16 protein-coding genes are annotated in these 19802 nt (G+C 63.7%); 15 read left to right on the top strand and 1 reads right to left on the bottom strand.

From position 1 onward, the window contains the following. Position 1: 1 nt before the first annotated feature. The 6 genes from F4U95_RS01190 (at position 2) to F4U95_RS01165 (ending at position 8687) form a co-directional block, all read left to right on the top strand. Entirely contained in the window at positions 2–1708 is a 1707-nt protein-coding gene (locus F4U95_RS01190; RefSeq protein WP_120253586.1) for a DUF885 domain-containing protein, read from the top strand. Next, positions 1698–3257 (top strand): family 43 glycosylhydrolase, encoded by a 1560-nt coding sequence (locus F4U95_RS01185; RefSeq protein WP_120253172.1) that lies wholly within the window; start codon positions 1698–1700, stop codon positions 3255–3257. Before F4U95_RS01190 ends, F4U95_RS01185 begins: the two co-directional genes overlap by 11 nt. 206 nt (positions 3258–3463) lie before the next feature. Continuing rightward, complete coding sequence (locus F4U95_RS01180) at positions 3464–6199, top strand: TonB-dependent receptor (RefSeq protein ID WP_120253171.1); 2736 nt, start codon at positions 3464–3466, stop codon at positions 6197–6199. An 89-nt stretch (positions 6200–6288) separates the two neighbouring features. Then, a complete protein-coding gene (locus F4U95_RS01175; RefSeq protein WP_145986305.1) occupies positions 6289–6675 on the top strand; it encodes a hypothetical protein in 387 nt (128 codons plus the stop codon). 86 nt (positions 6676–6761) lie between these two features. Beyond that, positions 6762–7676, top strand: coding sequence for a dihydrodipicolinate synthase family protein (locus tag F4U95_RS01170; protein WP_120253169.1), 915 nt, complete (start codon positions 6762–6764; stop codon positions 7674–7676). A 12-nt stretch (positions 7677–7688) separates the two neighbouring features. Next, positions 7689–8687, top strand: a complete 999-nt coding sequence (locus tag F4U95_RS01165) for a 4-hydroxyproline epimerase (RefSeq protein WP_120253168.1) — start codon at positions 7689–7691, stop codon at positions 8685–8687. 31 nt (positions 8688–8718) lie between these two features. Here F4U95_RS01165 and F4U95_RS01160 read toward each other — a convergent pair whose 3' ends face one another. Beyond that, entirely contained in the window at positions 8719–9183 is a 465-nt protein-coding gene (locus tag F4U95_RS01160) for an Lrp/AsnC family transcriptional regulator (protein ID WP_120253585.1), read from the bottom strand. A 115-nt stretch (positions 9184–9298) separates the two neighbouring features. On the opposite strand from F4U95_RS01160, the gene alr reads away from it, so the two are divergent. The 9 genes from alr (at position 9299) to F4U95_RS01115 (ending at position 19801) form a co-directional block, all read left to right on the top strand. Continuing rightward, a complete protein-coding gene (gene alr, locus F4U95_RS01155) occupies positions 9299–10420 on the top strand; it encodes an alanine racemase (protein ID WP_120253167.1) in 1122 nt (373 codons plus the stop codon). Further along, positions 10417–11673 carry a D-amino acid dehydrogenase gene (locus F4U95_RS01150; RefSeq protein WP_120253166.1) on the top strand — a complete coding sequence of 419 codons (1257 nt, stop codon included), beginning with the start codon at positions 10417–10419 and terminating at the stop codon, positions 11671–11673. Before alr ends, F4U95_RS01150 begins: the two co-directional genes overlap by 4 nt. Before the next feature lie 16 nt (positions 11674–11689). Beyond that, positions 11690–12034, top strand: a complete 345-nt coding sequence (locus tag F4U95_RS01145) for a RidA family protein (RefSeq protein ID WP_120253165.1) — start codon at positions 11690–11692, stop codon at positions 12032–12034. Between the two features lie 82 nt (positions 12035–12116). Next, positions 12117–12989: a Rossmann-like and DUF2520 domain-containing protein gene (locus tag F4U95_RS01140; RefSeq protein ID WP_120253164.1), complete on the top strand. Its 873-nt coding sequence runs from the start codon at positions 12117–12119 to the stop codon at positions 12987–12989. A 92-nt stretch (positions 12990–13081) separates the two neighbouring features. After that, complete coding sequence (locus F4U95_RS01135) at positions 13082–13951, top strand: LysR family transcriptional regulator (protein WP_120253163.1); 870 nt, start codon at positions 13082–13084, stop codon at positions 13949–13951. 213 nt (positions 13952–14164) lie between these two features. Next, positions 14165–16129 (top strand): TonB-dependent receptor domain-containing protein, encoded by a 1965-nt coding sequence (locus F4U95_RS01130; protein ID WP_120253162.1) that lies wholly within the window; start codon positions 14165–14167, stop codon positions 16127–16129. A gap of 118 nt (positions 16130–16247) precedes the next feature. Beyond that, positions 16248–16904 (top strand): TetR/AcrR family transcriptional regulator, encoded by a 657-nt coding sequence (locus tag F4U95_RS01125; protein ID WP_170267459.1) that lies wholly within the window; start codon positions 16248–16250, stop codon positions 16902–16904. Between the two features lie 312 nt (positions 16905–17216). Beyond that, entirely contained in the window at positions 17217–18197 is a 981-nt protein-coding gene (locus F4U95_RS01120) for an alpha/beta hydrolase (RefSeq protein WP_120253161.1), read from the top strand. Continuing rightward, the gene (locus tag F4U95_RS01115) at positions 18197–19801 is read left to right on the top strand and encodes a carboxylesterase/lipase family protein (RefSeq protein ID WP_120253160.1); all 1605 of its coding nucleotides are present in this window, start codon (positions 18197–18199) and stop codon (positions 19799–19801) included. Before F4U95_RS01120 ends, F4U95_RS01115 begins: the two co-directional genes overlap by 1 nt. Position 19802 lies beyond the last annotated feature (1 nt).

Here is a 19802-nt window from a genome sequence, read left to right as displayed (position 1 = left end):
CATGGCGCAGGCACAAGCAGGCGCCCAGTCCGCCGATCAGGCGTTCGAGGCGATCTATACGGCCGAATATGACTGGCGCCAGAAACAGTCCGGTCCCAGCGAGGATGGTCCCAAGGATCAGGCGCTGGCCCTGCCCGACGTCGGCCCCAAGGCGCAGGCCGCCCGGCTGGCACGTTGGGAGCAGGTCGAAAAGCAGCTGGCGGCGATCAAGGTCGATCAGCTGACCCCTGAGCAACGGATCAACTTCGCGGTCTATAAGGGGCAGATCGACGCGATGCTCGCCGAGCAACGTTATCGCGACTATGAGAAGCCGTTGAACGCCGACACCAGCTTCTGGGGCGATCTGGCCGGATGGGCACGGGAACCGTTGCGCGACGAGGCGGGCGCAAGGCGCTATATCGCGATGCTGCGCGACATTCCGCGCTATTATGACCAGCAGATCGCGAATATGCGGGCCGGCCTGAAGCGTGGCTTCACCCCGGCGCAGATCACGCTGCAAGGGCGCGATATCGGCGTCGAGCAGGTTGCCAAGGCGAAGAGCGTGGAGGAGAATCCCTTCTACGCGCCATTCAAGACATTGCCCGCGACCATCCCCGCCGATGTGCAGGCCAAGTTGAAGGCCGAAGCGCAGGCGGCGATTACGCAGGCCGCCGTGCCGGCGCATCAGACGTTGCTGACCTTCCTGCGGCAGGACTATATTCCCGGCGCGCGCAAGGATCTGGCGGCCTATACACTGCCCGACGGCAAGGCCTATTATCAGTCCAAGATCCGCGAATTCGTGACCCTCGACAAAAGTCCGGCGCAGATTCACCAGATCGGCCTCAATGAAATGACGCGCATCCGGGGCCAGATGGGCGAGGTCATGCGGCAGGTCGACTTCAAGGGCGACCTGCCCGCCTTCCTGACCTTCCTGCGCACCGATCCGCAATTCTATGCCAAGACGCCGCAAAAATTGCTCAACCGCGCGGCGTGGATCGCCAAGACGTTCGACGGCAAGGCATCGCAATATTTCGGCCGCATGCCGCGCATGCGTTTCGCGATCAAGCCGGTGCCGGACGATATCGCGCCCTTCTACACCGGCGGGCGCGGCGGGCCGGGCATCTATCTGGTCAACACCTATGACCTGCCATCGCGCCCCTTCTACTCGCAGGTCGCGCTGACCCTGCATGAAAGCGCACCGGGCCATGCGATGCAGATGCCGCTGGCGGCGGAGAATAAGGCGCTGCCCGCCTTCCGCCGCGACACCTATCTGTCCGCCTATGGCGAGGGCTGGGCGCTCTATTGCGAGGCGCTGGGCGAGGATATGGGCATGTATGAAACGCCCTATGATCGCTTCGGCATGCTGAGCTATCAGGCATGGCGCGCGTCGCGGCTGGTGGTGGATACCGGCATCCATGCGATGGGCTGGACCCGCAAACAGGCGCAGGACTATCTGCACGACAATACCGCGCTGTCTGAGCATGAGATCGAGACGGAGGTGGACCGCTACATCGCCTGGCCGGGACAGGCATTGTCCTATTATATGGGCGAGCTGGCATTCGTCGATGCGCGCAGGAAGGCCGAGAAGGCATTGGGCGCGAAGTTCAATATCCGCGCCTTCCATGATGCGGTGTTGGCGCTGGGCGCGGTGCCGCTGCCGGTCATCGACCAGCGTGTCGATCAGTTGATCGCCGATGGCGGCAAGGGGCCCTATCCCGATGAAGAATAAGCTGTTTGCCGGCATCGCGCTGGTCATGGCCGTCACACCGGCTGGTGCGCAGGAAGCGCGTCAGATCAGCGTGCCGGGCAATCCCATATTGGCCGATGGCGATTATTATTCGGCCGACCCGGCGCCCTTCGTGGCGGACGGGGCGCTGTGGATCGTCGCGGGCCGGGATCAGGCGGCGCCGGACGTCAACGACTTCGTCATGGGGCAATGGCAACTGCTGAAGACGAACGATCCGAAATCGGGCAAATGGACCCATTATCCCGACATCATCCGGCCGGAAAACGTCTTCGCCTGGGCGGAGGAAGCCCGCGCCTATGCCGGGCAGATCATCCAGGGGCCGGACAAGCGCTATTATTTCTACGCCCCGGTGCTGGAAAAGAATAGCGATGCCAAGGATCGCTTCGCCATCGGCGTGGCGGTGGCGGATAGCCCGACCGGGCCGTGGCGCGATGCCCATCCGTCGGGGCCGATCCTGTCGCAACATGTGCCGGTCGCCAAGGATATCCAGAATATCGATCCCACCGTGCTGATCGACGATGACGGGCGGGTGTATCTCTATTGGGGCACGTTCGGCCAGTTGCGCGGCATCGAGCTGGAACGCGACATGGTGACGCTGAAAGGCGGGGGCCAAGCGATCGAGGGGCTGACCGGCTTTTTCGAGGCGCCCTGGATCATGAAGCGCAAGGGCGTTTATTACATGCTCTATGCGGGAAACAAGGCGGGGCCGACATCGGACTGTACCCCGGCCGTCTATCATGCCTGCATCGCCTATGGGACCGCGACTGCGCCCATGGGGCCGTGGACCTATCGCGGCGTGGCGCTGAAGCCGGTGTCCTCCACCACGTCCCATCCGGGCGCGGTGGAGTTTAAAGGGCAATGGTATCTGGTCTATCACACCGCCGACGCGAAGGATGGCGGCCATTTCCGCCGCAGCGTCGCGATCGACAAGATGGAATGGGACGATAGCGTGACGCCGGCGCGCATCAGGACGGTGGTGCCGACACGGCGACCCCAGCCGCCTTTGCCGCCGACCCGCAATATCGCACGGGCGGCGTCCGCCACGGCCTCCAACGAACCGCTGCCGGTGCAATATTGGATCAAGGCGCTGAACGACGGCGTCACCAAGGCCGCGCCGTTGCCGCCCGACCTGTGGGGCAGTTGGTCGCCGAACAATCCTGCGACCCAGTGGATCGAATATCGCTGGGACAAGGATGTGACGATCGACGGATCGCGCCTCTGGTTCTGGAACGACCAGCCGGCCGGATCGGGCGTCGGCGTCGCGCCGCCGGCGGCCTGGCATCTGGAATATTGGCATCAGGGATGGAAGCCGGTGCCCGGTGCCGGCACCTATGGCACGCAACCAGGCGGGTTTCAGGCCGTCCGCTTTCCACCGGTTCGCACCCGTTGCCTACGCGCGGTGCTGAATGCCTCCGGCGACGACAAGGGCCATGCGGGCCTCGCCGTGCAGGAATGGGAGGTATTGGCACCCAAGGCCGCGCGGCCGGTCGTGCGCGATCGGGCAGCGAAACCGGCGCCGGGTTGCGGCTGACGCGACAGCGAGTTGGACAGTTGTACAGAATGAAGGGGCGCGGGCGATCCGCGCCCTTTTCTTTTATTTCAATGACTTGATTGCCCTTTTTGCGGCCTTTCCAGCTTTGTTGCCGAAAAGTTGCAATGCGCTTGACTCCGACAAAATAATGTAGTTGGTATACGATATAAAGTCAGGCAGTCCGCCGGGGAATAAGGGGAAAGTGGATGAAGTCGCGTACGGTTCTCAACATGTCGGCGGCTTTGTCCGCATTGACTTTCGCGTCGCTATCGGTCGCGGCCATGGCGCAAGTCGCGCCGCAATCCCCGGACGAAGCGGCAGCCGCCAAGTCGGACATCATCGTCACCGGCGTGCGGGGCAGTGTGGAGGCGGCCGCCACCAAGAAGAAGAACAGCAAGCAGATCGTCGATTCCATCGTCGCCGAAGACGCCGGTAAATTGCCGGACAATAACGTTCCCGAAGCGCTTTCGCGCGTGACCGGCGTTCAGATCAATCGCGAACGCGGTCAGGGGCAGAACGTCACCATCCGCGGCCTCAGCCAGGTGCAGACCACCGTCAACGGCAATAACGTCAATCTGGGCACCGACCGGTCGATCAGCCTGGCGGATATTCCGGCCGAACTGCTGAAGTCTGTCGACGTATACAAGACCCGCACTGCCGATCAGGTCGAAGGTGGCATCGCGGGCACGGTGAACGTCGAACTGCGCCGCCCGCTGGACCTGAAAAAGGGTCTGACGGTCGCGGGCAGCCTGCGCGGCGCCTATGACGAATTTGCCGAGAAGGTCAGTCCCTATGCCAGCTTGCTGCTGGGCGACCGGTTCGAAACCGGCATGGGCGAAATGGGCTTTCTGCTCAACGGCAGCTGGACCAAGACCTATTATCAGGAAAATTACGTCGAGAGCGAGTCGCCGGACACCGTCTGCTGCGAAGGCGACGCGAACAGCCCGCTGAACAATCTGCCGGCCCAGTATCGTAACGCCGTCATTCCCTACCGTACCCAATATGGCACGGAAAGCGGCTATGTGACGCGCCCGTCGCTGAGCGGCGTGTTCCAGTGGAAGCCGTCCGACGCGCTCGAATTCATCCTGGAAGGCAGCTATATCGGATCGAAGGAGCGCCGCTCGATCGACAAGATGTGGACGCTCAATCGTGAGTTCGGCACCCAGTTCAGCGGTATCGAGCTGATGCCCGATGGGCAGACGATCAAGAAGCTGACCATCTCCAATCCGAACGGTGTGCCGGCCTATATCGAAGGCACCTACAACACGCTGAAGCGCGACCTCTACACCACCAATTTCGAAACCAACTGGCGCCCGACCGACCGCGCGCTCCTGCATTTCAGCACGCAATATAGCTGGTCGAAGGACAGCTATTATTATGTGCAGCAGATCCTGCGGCCTTATAATCTCCAGTCGGCCACGATCGATTTCGTGTCGAACAATTATTCCAAGCCGATCCCGTCGATCACCTTCAATGGCGGCGACATGACCGACCCCAGCCAATATGGCGTCAACCGCTTCCAGGATAATGCTGGCGTTTCCAAGAACAAGGAAATCGCCAGTCAGCTGGACCTGACGCTGGAACTGAGCGACAAGAGCCTGCTGCGTTCGCTCCAGACCGGTATTCGCTATAACCGGCGTGATGTGGATCGCTACTATGGCTATCGTGACGGTTTCCCCCGCGTGAATGGCAGGGATGCGCCGCTGACCAGCTTCCCCGGTGGCGATCAGGTATCGCTGATCGGGCCGGATCTGGCGGGATCGCCGCAATGGTATCGCATTCCCGGCAAGGCGCTGCTCGACAGCATCGACGCGGTGCGCGCCTATATTCAGGCGACCGATCCGGGCAATGCGGTCCGCTTCTCCAGCGAACTGCCGCCCAGCGATCAGGGGCAGACGTTCACGTCGAAGGAAAACACCTTCGCGGCCTATGCCCAGCTCAACTATGGCTTCGACGTCGGCTTCCCCATCGACGGCGTGGTCGGCCTGCGTGCGGTCAACACCTGGGGCAGCTCGACAAGCTTCCAATATCGGATCGGGCCGGCGGCACAGAGCTCTCCGCTGATCATCGAGGAAAGTTCGGGCCGCGGCAATTTCATGGATTATCTGCCCAGCGTCACCGCGACGCTGCATTTCGATCCCAAGACGCAGTTGCGCCTGTCCTACACCACCAACGTCTCGCGCCCCAGCTTCTATGACCTGCGGCCCTTCTTCTTCGTCGATCCCAATGCGGCCAGCCCGCGCGTCGACGCCGGCAACCCGGATCTGAAGGCGCAGCGCGAATGGTCGGTCGATGCCAGCCTGGAACATTATTTCGGTCGTGCCGGCTCGGCATCGGTCGCGGGCTATTATAAGAAGGCGAGCAACTGGACCTATTATAGCAACGAGATCGTCGGCGATCTGGCGGAATATGGTCTGCCCGGCCGCAGCGGTTCGGTGGCGCAGCTGCGCAATGCGGGCGACGGCGAATTTTACGGCGTGGAAGCACAGGTCCAGAGCTTCTTCGACTTCCTGCCGGGCGTATGGAAGAATTTCGGCGCCAGCCTGAACGTGACCCGCGTTCTCCAGGCGCGTGTCGAATATCCTTATCCTGAGGATTTCCCGGGTGCGTTCGATTCGGTTGACACGTCGAAATGGACCGCCAACGCCGCGCTCTATTACGACACGCCCAAGTTCAGCACGCGCGTCGCCTTCAACTATCGGTCGCCCTACCGCCTGTTCGTGTGGACCGACAATCCCGCCTATAGCTGGTATAATGGCGCGACCCATCGTCTGGACGCGGCGGTCAACTATACGCCCGTCAAGTTCATGACGCTGTCGATCGAAGGCACCAACCTGACCGGCAACGATCCCTATCGTTATTTCGGCAAGCAGAACCTGCTGCCGCTGGGCGTCCGCACCATGGCGCGGACGGTGCAGGGCAGCGTGCGCTTCCGCTTCTGATCGTGAAACCGATCGACGCAAAAGCATAGGGGAGGGGGCTGCGGCAGCGATGTCGCAGCCCCTTTTCGTTCGATGGGAAGGAGGTGATCGTGGCGAAAGGCTATGGATTGTGGGCGGCGGCAGGTGCGATCCTGCTCCATACGCCGTTGGGGGCGAAGGCACCGGAGCGGCGCTGCGTCCTGCAAAGCCGGGTGGCGGCGCCCGTGGTGCGCGATGATCGGCGACTCTATTTCCGGGGACAACCGGACCGCCGGCAATCCTATATCGCTGTCTTCAAGGGCGGCGATTGTTCCGGCCTGACACCCTTTGCCACGGCCGTCGTGGAAACGACCGGTGCGGGTTATTGCGAGGGCGACAAGGTGCGTGCCGTCATCCTGCCCAGTGCCATATCCGGCCCGATCTGCGTGATCGATCACCTCATGCCCTTCGCCGGCGACGTGGACGATCCGGTGCCCGATGAGAGCGGTAACAATTGATTGCCGCACTGCAAAAAAGCCATTGCAGCCTCTAATTTAATATCGTATACGATATTTATACCAGCAAAAAAGGCAGGAAGAACATTATGGCAATTGGTTGGAAGGGCGTGTTTCCGGCGGTCACCACGCAGCTGCGTGAAGATCTGTCGATCGACCTCGCCGACACGCAGCGCGTCGTCGACGATCTGGTCAAGGACGGCGTCACCGGCGTGATTGCGTTGGGGACTGTGGGCGAAAACAATTCGCTGGACTATGATGAGAAGGTCAGCGTTCTGTCCGCGATCGTCGAAGTCGTGGACGGTCGCGTGCCGGTCATCACGGGCGTGTCGGAGTTCGACACCCGCCGCGCCGTCCGCTACGCGCAGGCCGCCGAAAAGGCTGGTGCCGACGGTCTGATGCTGCTGCCCCCGATGGTCTATGTTCCCAAGGCACATGAACTGGTCAATCATTTCAAGGGCGTTGCCGACCAGACCGGCCTGCCGATCATGCTTTACAACAACCCGCCGGCCTACCGCACCGTCATCGACCAGGAGGTTCTGACCGCCCTGATCGACGTCGAGAATATCGTCGCGGTCAAGGAATCGGCGCCCGATACCCGTCGCTTCACCGACTTCCGCAACGCGTTCGGCGATCGCTACACGCTGTTCGCCGGTCTGGACGACGTTGCGCTGGAGGGCCTGTATCTGGGCGCGCAGGGCTGGGTGTCGGGCCTGACCAACGCCTTCCCCAAGGAATCGGTGGAACTGGTCCGCGCCTTCGAACGGGGCGACCATGGCAAGGCGATGGAAATCTATCGCTGGTTCATGCCGCTGCTGCACCTGGATGCCGAACATGACCTGGTCCAGTCGATCAAGCTGGCCGAAGAAGTGATGGGCCGCGGGTCGGAGCGCGTGCTGCCGCCGCGCTATGTGTTGCAGGGCGAACGCCGCGCCGAAGTGATCGCGATGGTCGAAAAGGCCGCCGCGACCCGTCCGGACCTGTCGGTCGCCGCTGCGGCCTGATAGGGAGCGGCGATGCGTCACACTTTCTTCTGCATCGATGGCCATACGGCCGGAAACCCCGTCCGCCTCGTCGCGGGCGGGGCGCCGCTGCTGCGCGGCGCCTCCATGTCGGAACGGCGGCAGGATTTCCTGAACCGCTTCGACTGGATCCGCACCGGCCTGTGCTTCGAGCCGCGCGGGCATGACATGATGTCGGGCGGCTTCCTCTATCCGCCGACCCTGCCGGATGCCGACATCGGCATTTTGTTCATCGAAACCAGCGGTTGCTTGCCGATGTGCGGCCATGGGACGATCGGCATCATCACCTTTGGCCTGGAACATGGTCTGATCGTGCCGACGACACCGGGACGGCTGAAGGTCGAAGTGCCGGCGGGCGTGATCGACATCGCCTATGAAACGGAGGGGCAGAAGGTGACCGCCGTGCGCATCACCAATGTCCCCGCCTATGTCGCGGCCAGGGGGATCGACGTCGATGTGGAGGGCATCGGCCCACTGAGCGTCGATGTGTCCTATGGCGGCAATTATTATGCGATCATCGAACCGCAGGGCGCTTATACCGGTCTGGACGATATGGGCGCGGCGCGCCTGATTGAACTCAGCGGTCGCATCCGTTCGGCGATCCGCGAGAAATATGAGCCGGTCCATCCGCTCGACCCGACCATCCGCGGGGTCAGCCATATCCTGTGGGCAGACAAGCCAAGAGGGGACGGGGCCGATGGCCGCAACGCCGTCTTCTACGGCGACAAGGCGATCGACCGCAGCCCGTGCGGTACCGGTACGTCCGCCCGTCTGGCGCATCTGGCAGCGTCCGGGCGGCTCAACGTCGGCGACCGCTTCGTCCATGAAAGCTATATCGGCAGCCGTTTCATCGGCCGGGTCGAGGAAGCTGTGGAGTTGGGCGGGGAAGCCGCGATCATCCCGTCGATCGAAGGATCGGCGATCGCGACCGGCTTCAACACCATCTGGATCGATCAGGCCGACAGTTTCTGGTCCGGCTTTCAGGTAAAATGATATCGCGGGCGGGGGCTTTACGGCTCCCGCCTCACCCCTTGCCGCGCCGGGGGCGCAGGCCATCGCGCATCGCGATGTTGCTGTTGATCCGGGTCACGCCGGGCAGGCGCGACAATATCTCGCCATGGATGCGTTCATAGGCGTCCACGCTGTCCACCTCCACCCGCAGCCAGTAATCGACCGATCCGGTCATCAGGAAACATTCCCGCACCTCCGGACATTGTCGTACGGCATGTTCGAAGCGGGACAGATAATCCTCGGTCTGGCGGTCCAGCGTCACCTGCACCAGCACATTGACGATCGCGCCTTCGTCCCGCCCGCCGGTGATGAGCGTATAGCCGCGAATATAGCCTTCCGTTTCCAGCTGACGAATGCGACGATGGCAGGCGGAGGGGGACAAGCCCACTTCCGCCGCGATATCCGCGTTGGAGCGGCGCGCATTGAGTTTCAGCAGGCGCAGAATCGCCCGATCGGCATTGTCCAGTGCACTGGCCATTTGTACGAATCCTTTCGAACGATCGGTCGAATATGGGATATTATTCGAAAAATTGCGTGCATTTTGCATGCCTATTCGAAGAAACGTCGGATAGCTTGACCGGTATCGGAAGGGGATGGCGATGGATTATGGGACTGCGGGCAGCCTGCGCATCGACCTGAGCGCGCTGGTGGCCAATTACCGGACGATCGCGGCGCAGGTCGCGCCGGCTGCGGTGGCGGGCGTGGTCAAGGCGGACGCCTATGGCCTTGGCGCGGTGCCTGTGTCGCACGCGTTGCTGGACGCAGGGTGCCGTCATTTCTTCGTCGCCCATCTGGGGGAGGCGAAGGCGCTCAAACCCCATTTGCCGGCCGACGCCACCCTCTATATCCTGAATGGCTTACGCCCCGGTGCCGAGGCGGAATGTGCCGCGATCGGCGCGGTGCCGGTGCTCAACGCGCTGGTGCAGCTGGACGCATGGGCCGCCACGGCACGCGCGTCGGGCGGCACGCTGCCGGGCGTGGTGCAGGTGGATAGCGGCATGTCGCGTCTCGGCCTGACGCCCGAGGAACTGGCTATCCTGCGAGCACAGCCCGAGCGGCTGGACGGGATTGATGTCCAACTGGTAATGACTCACCTCGCCTGTGCGGATGAGCCGTCCAGCCCGGTCAATGCCGACCAGCGTGCGCTGTTCGACCAGATTGCGGTGCAATTTCCCAGCGTGCCGCGTTCCATCGACAATTCGGGCGGGGCGATGGCGCCCGACGTACGGCATGGCGACATCGTGCGCGCCGGCATCGCGCTTTATGGCGGCGCGCCGCATGGGCCGCCCAATCCGATGGCGGCCGTGGTCGCGCTCGACGCTTATATCATGCAGTTGCGGCAGGTGCCGGCCGGCGCGGGCGTGGGCTATGGCCTGACCCATCATTGCGATCGACCGACGCAGGTTGCCACCATTTCGGTCGGCTATGCCGATGGCTGGCCACGCCATGTCAGCGGGCGCGGGAGCGCTTATATCGGCGGCCTCCGCGTCCCCGTCATCGGCCGGGTGTCGATGGATAGCATGGCGCTCGATGTCACGGACCTGCCCGCCGACCTGCTCTATCCCGGCGCGCCGGTCGAATTGCTCGGCCCGCACCAGAGGATCGACGATGTCGCCGCGCAGGCCGGCACGATCAGCTATGAAATATTGACCCGCCTCGGCAGCCGTTACGACCGGACCTATCTGCCCGCGATTCTGGAGAGCATCGAGCCATGAAGATCGTCATATTGGGTGGCGGCGTGATCGGCGTCACGTCGGCATGGTATCTGGCCGAGGCCGGGCATGAGGTGGTCGTAGTCGATCGCCAGACCGGCGTGGCGCAGGAAACCAGCTTCGCCAATGCCGGTGAGATTTCGCCGGGCTATGCCTCCCCCTGGGCCGCGCCGGGCATTCCCGCCAAGGCGCTGCGCTGGCTGTTCATGCAGCATGCGCCGCTGATCCTGCGCCCCAAGGTCGACATGGCGATGCTGCGCTGGCTGGTGGCGATGCTGGGCAATTGCAACGCGACCGACTATCGCATCAACAAGGGGCGGATGGTGCGGCTGGCCGAACATAGCCGCGACCGGCTGATCGCGCTGCGGGCGCAAACCGGCATAAGCTATGACGAGCGCAGCCAGGGGACGTTGCAGCTGTTCCGTGAGCAGAAGCAGATGGACGGCATCGCCAAGGATATCGAGGTGCTGCGCGCCGACAATGTGCCCTTCGAAGTGCTGGATCGCGCCGGATGCCTGGCCGCCGAACCGGGGCTGGCCGCCAGCGAAGCGTCGATCTTGGGCGGCCTGCGCCTGCCCAATGATGAGACGGGCGACTGTTTCAAATTCACCAACGCGCTGGCGGAGATGGCGAAGGCGCGCGGCGTGCAATTCCTGATGGGCCGCACCATTCGCGGCCTCGCGACGGAGGGTGGCCGCATCGCCCATGTCGACACGGCGGAAGGGCCGGTGAAAGGCGATGCCTATCTGGTCGCGATGGGCAGCTATTCGCCGCTGGTCGTGGCGCCGCTCGGCCTGCGCCTGCCGGTCTATCCGGTGAAGGGCTATTCGATCACCGTGCCGATCGTGCAGGAGCAAGGTGCGCCGGTGTCGACCCTGCTCGATGAAAGCTACAAGGTGGCGATCACCCGGCTGGGCGATCGCATCCGGGTCGGCGGCATGGCCGAATTGTCGGGCTATACCAACGACCTGCCGCAGGCGCGGCGCGATACGCTGGACCATAGTGTCGGCACGCTCTTCCCCGGTGCGGGCGACCTCAGCCGTGCGACATTCTGGAGCGGGCTGCGGCCGATGACGCCGGATTCCACCCCGGTGGTCGGCGCGACGAAGATCGACAATCTGTTCCTCAATACCGGCCATGGCACGCTGGGCTGGACCATGGCCTGCGGGTCGGGCCATGTCATCGCCGACATCATGAGCGGGCGCGCGCCGGCGATCGAGACGGCCGACCTTGCGCTGTCGCGCTATCGCAACTGATATTCAAGGAGACATCATGACCATCACCCGCATCGAAACCGGCCCGCGCATGAGCGAAATCGTCATTCATGGCGACACCGTCTATCTGGCCGGGCAGGTCGGCGAAGGCGACAGCGTCACCGCGCAGACGAAGAGCGCGCTGGAGGAAATCGAACGCCTGCTGGCCCTGGCCGGCAGCAACAAGGCGCATATCCTGCGCGCCACCATCTGGCTGGCGGACATGGCGGATTTCGAGGAGATGAACGCGGTGTGGGACGGCTGGATTGCCGACGTGCCCGCACCCACCCGCGCCACCGGCGAAGCGAAGCTGGCGACGCCGGATTACAAGGTGGAAATCATCATCATCGCGGCGGTCGCCTGATCCAATGCCGGGCGGCGCAGCAGATCGCCCCTGACGGCAGAAAAGGGTTCGCCCTTCCATCGTGACGCTTTAAGCCTTCATCATGGACAGCACCCCTTCCTATCGCCGGGTCGGCATCATCGGCTCCGGCCGCGTAGCGGCGGCCATGGCCATGGCCTTGCAAACCCATATCGCGGCGCCGCTGCTGGTCTGGGGGCGTGATCCGGCCCGGCGTGACGCACTGGTCGCGACGGTTCCAGGCAGCAGCGCTGCTCCGGATTGGGCGACGGTGGCGCAGCAGTGCGACCTGATCCTGATCGCCGTGTCGGACGATGCGATTGCCGGCGTCGTTACGGATCTTGCCGCCTGCCTGCCCGATGGCGTGACCCCCTTCATCCTGCATCTGAGCGGACGCAGTGGGGCGGCCTTGCTGCGCCCCTTGCAACAGCGTGGCGCACTGACGGCGGCGGTGCATCCGGCCATGACCTTCACCGGCAATCCCGCGCAGGAGGTCGCCCGCATGATGGGCGCAACTTTTGTCATCACCGCCGACGACGCCCCCGCCATCGCCGCGGCGCGGGCACTGGTCGCCTTGCTTGGCGGCGTGGCGGAGCAGGTCGGGGAGGGGCAGCGCGCCCTCTATCATGCGGCATTGTGCCATGCGGCCAATCATCTGGTCACGCTGATCGCCGGATCGCGCGAGGCGCTGACGGCGGCGGGGATCGGCGATCCGGCCGCGCTGCTGGGGCCGCTGGTTCGCGCCGCGCTGGACAACAGCCTGGATCGTGGCATGGCAGCGCTGTCCGGCCCCCTGCTGCGCGGGGACATGGACACGATCGGCCGGCATCTGGCCGCACTGTGCGCCGACCAGCCGCATCTTTTGCCAGCCTATCGCGCCATGGCGGGCGCGACGCTGGATGCGATGGAGAAACATGGCCAGTCCGTGTCTCCTTCGTTGCGAACCATGTTGGATTGACCGCACGGCTTGAACCACCTCTGCGCGCTGGCTAATGCGACGAAATCGCAATCCGGAGCCAGCCGATCAAGCCCATCGATCTCAATCTGCTGATGACGCTCAGCATGCTGCTGCAAACCCGCAGCGTCAGCCGGTCGGCTCAGCGGCTGGGGCTGAGCCAGCCGACGGTCAGCCGGGCGTTGGGGCAATTGCGGCAGTTGCTGGCCGACCCGCTGCTGGTACGATCAGGCGGGGGCATGACGCTGACTCAGCGGGGCGAGGCACTGGCCCAGCCGCTCGAAGCCTGGCTGGCGATGAGCAGTGCGTTGCTGGAACCGGTGAGTTTCGATCCGGCCGTGCTGGATCGGAATTTCCGCGTGGCCGCGACCGATTATGGCGTCTTGTCGGTGGTATCGCCCGCGTTGCCCGCGATCGGTGCGGCGGCGCCCAACTGCGGGATAGATGTTTCCGCCTTCTCCGACGACATGTTCAAGAAACTGGTGTCGGGTGAACTGGACCTCATCATCTACGGCTTCGAACCGGACCTGTCGCTGACCCATGCGCGCCATCTGTTCCGTGAAACCCAATCGTTGATCGTGCGGCGCGATCATCCGATCGCTGCGGGGGGATCGGACGCGCCGGTTTCGCTCGATACCTATCTTGGCTGGCCACATGTCGCGGTCACGATCGGCGATCCCGATGTCGATCATGTCCAGTCCTGCCTGGGCGATCGGGTGTCAGAGCGGCAGCTGGTGGCGCGTCTGCCCTATTTCTATGCCGCGCCCGACCTGATCGGCGCGACCGACGCGATCCTGACCATGCCGACCCGCGCGGCCGGGCGGTTTGCCTGCTCGCATGGCTTTGCCTGTCTCCCTTCGCCGACGGAGATTAAAGGCTTCGATTATTGGGTGCTCTGGCACGAGCGCAGCGCCCGCGATCCCGCGACCTTGTGGCTGATCGACCAGCTGGCCGCCGCCGTCTGACGATCATATCAGGCAAATACGCTATTCAAATTTGATATTTGGCATATCTTTGTCAATGCGACAGATGCGGCTGCGAAGCAATCGCATCTGAGAGTGCCGCCAAGGCGCCGGGGGACTTCCAAAAATCACGTCATCGCCGGGCTGCGCTTCTGTCGCAGTCTGATCCAAGGGGCGCGTCCGCGTCCATCCTGTCGTTCAACCCAAGGACTTTCCATGAAGGCCCAGACCCTTTTGCGCGCCAGCAGCGCACTTGCCGCCATCCTTGTTCCCGCCTGCGCCTTTGCGGCCGATGTCGCCGCCGACGGCGATCAGATCGTCGTAACTGCGGCCGGTCGCGAGCAGGAGGTGCGCGACGCGCCGGCCTCCATCACCGTCATCAACCGCGAGACGCTGGACCGCATGCCCTATCGCGAAGTCACCGACGCGCTGATGGAGGTTCCGGGCGTTACCGTCACGCCGGGTGAGGGCAACAGCCGCGACATCTCCATTCGCGGCATGGCGCCGCAATATACGCTGATCCTGGTCGATGGTAAGCGCCTGTCGTCTCGTGAATCCCGCACCAATGGCGGCAATATCAGCGAAGGCGGTCAGCTGCCCCCGCTCGAAGCGATCGAGCGGATCGAAATCGTGCGCGGTCCGATGTCTTCCCTCTACGGGTCGGATGCGATGGGCGGCGTCGTCAACATCATCACCCGGCGCATCGGTGGCGACTGGCGCGGCAGTGCGCGGGTCAATGGCACGATGCAGCTGGGCAGCGACTATGGCAATTTTGCGGACGGCAATTTCTATCTGTCCGGCCCGGTGACCAAGGGCGTCGGCATTCAGTTGCAGGGCGCGATCAACCGTCGCGAAGGCGACAAGGTGATCGGCGGCACACCGGAACGCCATGACGAAAGCCTGGCGGCCAAGCTGGGTTTCGCGCTCAACGACAATCATGAAATCCTGCTGGAGGCCGGCTATTATCGCCAGAAGGTCACGCAGATTTCCGGCGAGACGATCGAGGCGACCACGGCCGCGCCGGCCGGCACGGTCGATATTCAGGACCAGAAGCGCAAGGTCGCGTCGATCAGCCATAGCGGCAAATGGGGTTTCGCCTCGTCGGAATCCTATGTCCAATATGAAGACGCAAAGAATGTCACTTCGCAGAAGGAAGTGAAGAACACGGTCGCGCAGAGCCTGTGGGTCGTGCCGCTTCCCTCCAACACGCTGACCCTTGGCGGTTTCTACCGCTATGAGGATCTGACCGACCTGACCGGCAATCTCCTGGCCGGTTCAACCACCACCGGGACGACCCGGACCAGCTGGGCCTTGTTCGCCGAAAACGAACTGAAGCTGCTTGATGGGCTGGCGCTGACCGGCGGCATCCGCATGGACAATGACGAGCAATATGGCGTCCATTGGACCCCGCGCGTCTATGCGGTGTGGAACATCAATCCGGCGCTGACGCTCAAGGGCGGCTATTCGCAGGGTTTCCGCGCGCCCAGCCTGCGCCAGACCATCCCCGACTGGGGCCAGTCCAGCCGCGGCGGCACCATCTATGGCAACCCGGATTTGGAAGCGGAAACCAGCCGTACGATCGAGGCGGCGTTGCTCTTCTCGCGCGGGCGCTTCAACGCCAGCCTGACCGCCTATGACACGCGCTTCAACGACAAGATCACCCGCGTCACCTGCGCAGTGGCGAACGCCTGGTGCACGGGTGAGCCAGTCAGTTCGATCGGCCGCCCGCCCACGACCTATGTGAATGTGGACAAGGCCAAGGTGCGCGGCATCGAATTGTCGGTCGATTTCCCGCTGACCAACACGCTGCGCGTCAACGCCAGCGGCACATTGACCGATTCCGAGCAGTTGACCGGCACGGCGGCGGGCGCTGCGCTGAACGACACGCCCAAGCAACAGGCCAACGCCTCGCTGAACTGGAAGCCTGACGATCGCCTGTCCGCCTATGCCCGCGCCGTCTATCGCGGCAAGGAAGCCGTGACGGAGGCGCAGATCAGCGGCACCAACATCTTCGCCGCCAGCTATACGGTGGTGGATATAGGCGCATCCTACAAGATCACGCCGGCCTTCACTTTCCATGGCGGCGTGCAGAATCTGTTCGACAAGCGACTGGATTATGATGCGTCCGGCTATGTGATCGATCCGGCCCGCATCTGGATGGGGGTCGGGGTCCGCTTCTGATCCATGAAGGTGCCGCGCGTCCTTTGGGCGGGCGGCACCTTGTCATTCCCGTGCATCCTCTCTTGTATGGCGCGGCGCTGGCAAGCTATGCCAGTTCCAAACAGAGAAGGATGGATGCGTGGCCAGATCGCCGACGAATATACTGAACAAGGCGAGTGGACGGGCCGGCGAGGCGGAGGAAACCCGCCTGAACATATTGGACGTCGCGACGCTGGAATTTGCCGACAAGGGGTTGAGCGGCGCGCGCATCGACGAGATCGCCGAACGGACCGATGCGTCCAAGCGCATGATCTATTATTATTTCGGCAGCAAGGAAGGCCTGTACCGCGCGGTGCTGGAGCGCGCTTATACGGCGGTGCGCGAAATCGATGCTGACAATACACGCAGCGACTTGGACCCGGACGCCGCGCTGCGCGATGTGGTCGGCGCTACGTTCGACTATCACCACCAGCATCCCGAATTCGTGCGGCTGGTGATGAACGAGAATATCCTGCGCGGCGCGCATATCGGCGAAATTCCCGGCATTCGCGAACGCAACCGCAAGGTGGTGGAGCAGCTGCGCAACATATTGGCGCGCGGTGTCGCCAGCGGCCATTTCCGCGAAGGGATCGACCCGCTGGAACTGCATATGACGATCAGCGCACTCTGCTTTTACAATGTCTCCAACCGCTACACCGTCTCCTACGGCTTCGAACGCGATGTGACCGCGCCCAAGATATTGGCGCGGCGTCGGGGCAATGTGGTCGATATCGTCGAAAGCTGGTGCCGCGCCTGAAACACAAGTGGCAGCGCGACTTCTGGCCTGAATATGCCAAAGCTGTCCAATAATCGGCGTCATGCTGAATTATTTCAGCATCCATTTCTCCCCATAAGCGAACGATGCATGGATGCATGGATGCATGGATGCACGATGGATGCTGAAATAATTTAGCATGACGTTGGATAGGGGGCGAGCTTAGTTGTCTTCGGCCCCGGCCACTTCTCACGCATTATCCTGCACATCATCATCATCGCGCTTGCCTTGCGCATCGTCGATGATATCAATGTACGAAATAGTTAGCACAAGAATCGCGAACGGGAGAGGATTATGCGCAAGCGTATCACGCTATCTTTGGGTCTGGCCCTGCTGACCGCCGCCATGCCGGCCCAGGCTCAGCCGCCGTCCCCCGCGACATCGCCAGAACCCGCGTTGGGCGATCCGATGCCCGACCGTATCCTGACGCTGGCCAATGGCGTCACGGTCAATAGTGACATCGCCTATTCGACCATCCCGGGCTATCGGCCCATCATCCTCGACCTCTATCGCCCCGCGCAGCAGGCCAAGCCGCTGCCGCTGGTCATCTACATCCATGGCGGCGGCTGGGCGAACGGCCATACCCGTCAGTCCGGCGCATTCAGCGATTTTCCCGCCGTGCTGGCCGACCTGTCGGCGCGGGGCTATGTCGTCGCCTCGCTCGAATATCGGCTGTCGAAGGAAGCGCCTTTCCCCTCCGCGATCGACGATGTGCGCACCGCCATCCGCTACCTGCGCGCCAATGCCGCACGCTTCGGGCTGGATGGTCGCCATGTCGCGGTTTGGGGCGGCTCGGCTGGCGGGCAACTCGCGGCGCTGGCCGCCCTGCAATGCGGCAGCGCGCCGACTGGCGAGGACAAGAGCAATCCGGGGCAGAGCGATTGCGTGCAGGCGGGTGTCGGCTGGTACGGCGTCTATGATTTCGCGACCATGCCGCAGGCGATCGCCGGCGCGGAGAACGCCTATCTCGACTGCGTGAAGCCCGATTGTCCGGCCGACCGCATCAAGGCCGCCAGCCCTGCCGCCCATGTCGATGCCAAGGATCCGCCGATGCTGCTGATCCACGGCACCGACGATAAGGTCGTGCCCGCCGACCAGTCGCGCCAATTGGCAGCCGCGCTGAAGGCCGCCCGCGTCCCCGTCACGCTGGAGATCATTCCCGGCGTCGGCCATAGCTGGATCGGTGCCGATGCCGCCGCGACCCGCGCGGCGTCCCTGCGCGCGCTGGACCTGACCTTCCGCTTCTTCGACACGCAGCTCAAGGGCCAGAAATAATGCGCCGGCTGCTGCTGGCACCCGGTTTAATTCTGGGCTTGCTCCTCTCATCGGTCGCGCCGGCGCAGATCGTCGCGCAATCGACCGGCGATCCAGTTCGAACCGATGCGGGCCTGATCGATGGCAAGACCTTGGCATCGGGCGTGCGGGCCTGGCTGGGCGTGCCCTTCGCCGCGCCGCCGGTGCGCGACCTGCGCTGGCGCGATCCGCAGCCCCATGCGCGCTGGGACGGCGTCTGGCATGCGGATCGCCCTGCGCCCGAATGTATCCAGCCGCTGCGCGCCCGCAACCTCAACCATTATTTCGGCGAGGAGGCGACCAGTGAGGATTGTCTCTATCTCAATATCTGGGCGCCGCCCGGCCCTGCGCCGGCTGGCGGCTATCCGGTCGTCACCTGGATCTATGGCGGCGGCTTCAACATCGGATCGGCCTCCATGGCCAATTATGCGGGCGAAGCGCTGGCGGCCAAGGGGGTCGTCTATGTCGCCATCGCCTATCGTGTGGGGCCGTTGGGCTTCCTCGCTCACCCTGAACTCAGCGCCGAAAATGGTGGCAAGTCGGGCAATTACGGCCTGAAGGATCAGGTAGCGGCGCTCCGCTGGATCAAAGCGAATATCGCCGGCTTCGGCGGCAATCCGGCCAATGTCACGATCGCGGGCCAATCGGCCGGGTCGATGTCCGTCTCGCTGCTTCAGGCCAGCCCCGCGACCAAGGGCCTGTTCCAGCGCGCCGTCGGCATGAGCGGTGGCGCCTTTGGGGACATCGGTACACCCGCGCCGCTGAAGGAAGCGGAAGCCGAAGGCATCGCCGTGCAAGCGGCGTTGGGCGTCCAGTCGATCGAACAGATGCGCGACATGCCTGCCGACAAGCTGATCGCGCTCGCCGCGCCGGTCCGCCGCCGCCCGATCGTGATCGACGGGGAGGTCGTGGCGCAAACCCCGGCCGCTGCCTTCGCCGCCGGGCGCCAGAATGACGTGCCGTTGCTGCTGGGCTTTACCCGCGACGAAAGCTTCCGCTCGCTAGGCCCCATCGCATCGGTCGCCGATTATGCAGCGGCCGTGCGCCGGGCCTTCCCGGACAAGGCGGACGCGATCCTGCAACGCTACCCCGCTCGCACGACGCAGGAGGCGCAGCGGCAAGCCCGCGATATCGAGCGCGATTCCACCCTCAATGCGCAGATGGCGCAATGGGCGCTGGCGCAGGCCGCCACCGGCAAGGCACCGGTCCACGCCTATTTCTTTACCCGCGTTCACCCTTATAGCCCCGCTGTGCGCTTCGCCGATCATGATCCCGCGACGGTGGGCGCCTATCATAGCGCCGACATTCCCTATTGGCTGGGGACGCTGGGCAGTCTCAACCTGTTCCGCACGACCCGCGACTGGACGCCGGTGGATCAGGCGCTGTCGGCCGAGATGATGGATCATCTGGTGGCCTTCGCCCGCACCGGCGAACCGGTTGCGAACTGGCCCGCCTTCACGCCGCGCAAGCCCATGCTGCTGCAATTGGGCGAGACGCGCAGCATGATCCCATGGCCGCATTTCGCCGACTGGTCGCTGTTCGGCGATGCGCCGCCACCTGCCGAGCGGCCCAAGGTTCGGGATTGAT

This window comes from Sphingobium limneticum, from assembly GCF_008710165.1.
GTDB classification, from domain to species: Bacteria; Pseudomonadota; Alphaproteobacteria; order Sphingomonadales; family Sphingomonadaceae; genus Sphingobium; species Sphingobium limneticum.
This window is presented reverse-complemented; position numbering and strand designations above follow the sequence as displayed.

Bases quoted from the DNA above. Each gene is read 5' to 3' on its own strand.
- F4U95_RS01190 (WP_120253586.1), top strand. From the start codon at position 2: ATGGCGCAGGCACAAGCAGGCGCCCAGTCCGCCGATCAGGCGTTCGAG.
- F4U95_RS01185 (WP_120253172.1), top strand. From the start codon at position 1,698: ATGAAGAATAAGCTGTTTGCCGGCATCGCGCTGGTCATGGCCGTCACA.
- F4U95_RS01180 (WP_120253171.1), top strand. From the start codon at position 3,464: ATGAAGTCGCGTACGGTTCTCAACATGTCGGCGGCTTTGTCCGCATTG.
- F4U95_RS01170 (WP_120253169.1), top strand. From the start codon at position 6,762: ATGGCAATTGGTTGGAAGGGCGTGTTTCCGGCGGTCACCACGCAGCTG.
- F4U95_RS01165 (WP_120253168.1), top strand. From the start codon at position 7,689: ATGCGTCACACTTTCTTCTGCATCGATGGCCATACGGCCGGAAACCCC.
- F4U95_RS01160 (WP_120253585.1), bottom strand. From the start codon at position 9,183: ATGGCCAGTGCACTGGACAATGCCGATCGGGCGATTCTGCGCCTGCTG.
- alr (WP_120253167.1), top strand. From the start codon at position 9,299: ATGGCGATGGATTATGGGACTGCGGGCAGCCTGCGCATCGACCTGAGC.
- F4U95_RS01150 (WP_120253166.1), top strand. From the start codon at position 10,417: ATGAAGATCGTCATATTGGGTGGCGGCGTGATCGGCGTCACGTCGGCA.
- F4U95_RS01145 (WP_120253165.1), top strand. From the start codon at position 11,690: ATGACCATCACCCGCATCGAAACCGGCCCGCGCATGAGCGAAATCGTC.
- F4U95_RS01140 (WP_120253164.1), top strand. From the start codon at position 12,117: ATGGACAGCACCCCTTCCTATCGCCGGGTCGGCATCATCGGCTCCGGC.
- F4U95_RS01135 (WP_120253163.1), top strand. From the start codon at position 13,082: ATGACGCTCAGCATGCTGCTGCAAACCCGCAGCGTCAGCCGGTCGGCT.
- F4U95_RS01130 (WP_120253162.1), top strand. From the start codon at position 14,165: ATGAAGGCCCAGACCCTTTTGCGCGCCAGCAGCGCACTTGCCGCCATC.
- F4U95_RS01120 (WP_120253161.1), top strand. From the start codon at position 17,217: ATGCGCAAGCGTATCACGCTATCTTTGGGTCTGGCCCTGCTGACCGCC.
- F4U95_RS01115 (WP_120253160.1), top strand. From the start codon at position 18,197: ATGCGCCGGCTGCTGCTGGCACCCGGTTTAATTCTGGGCTTGCTCCTC.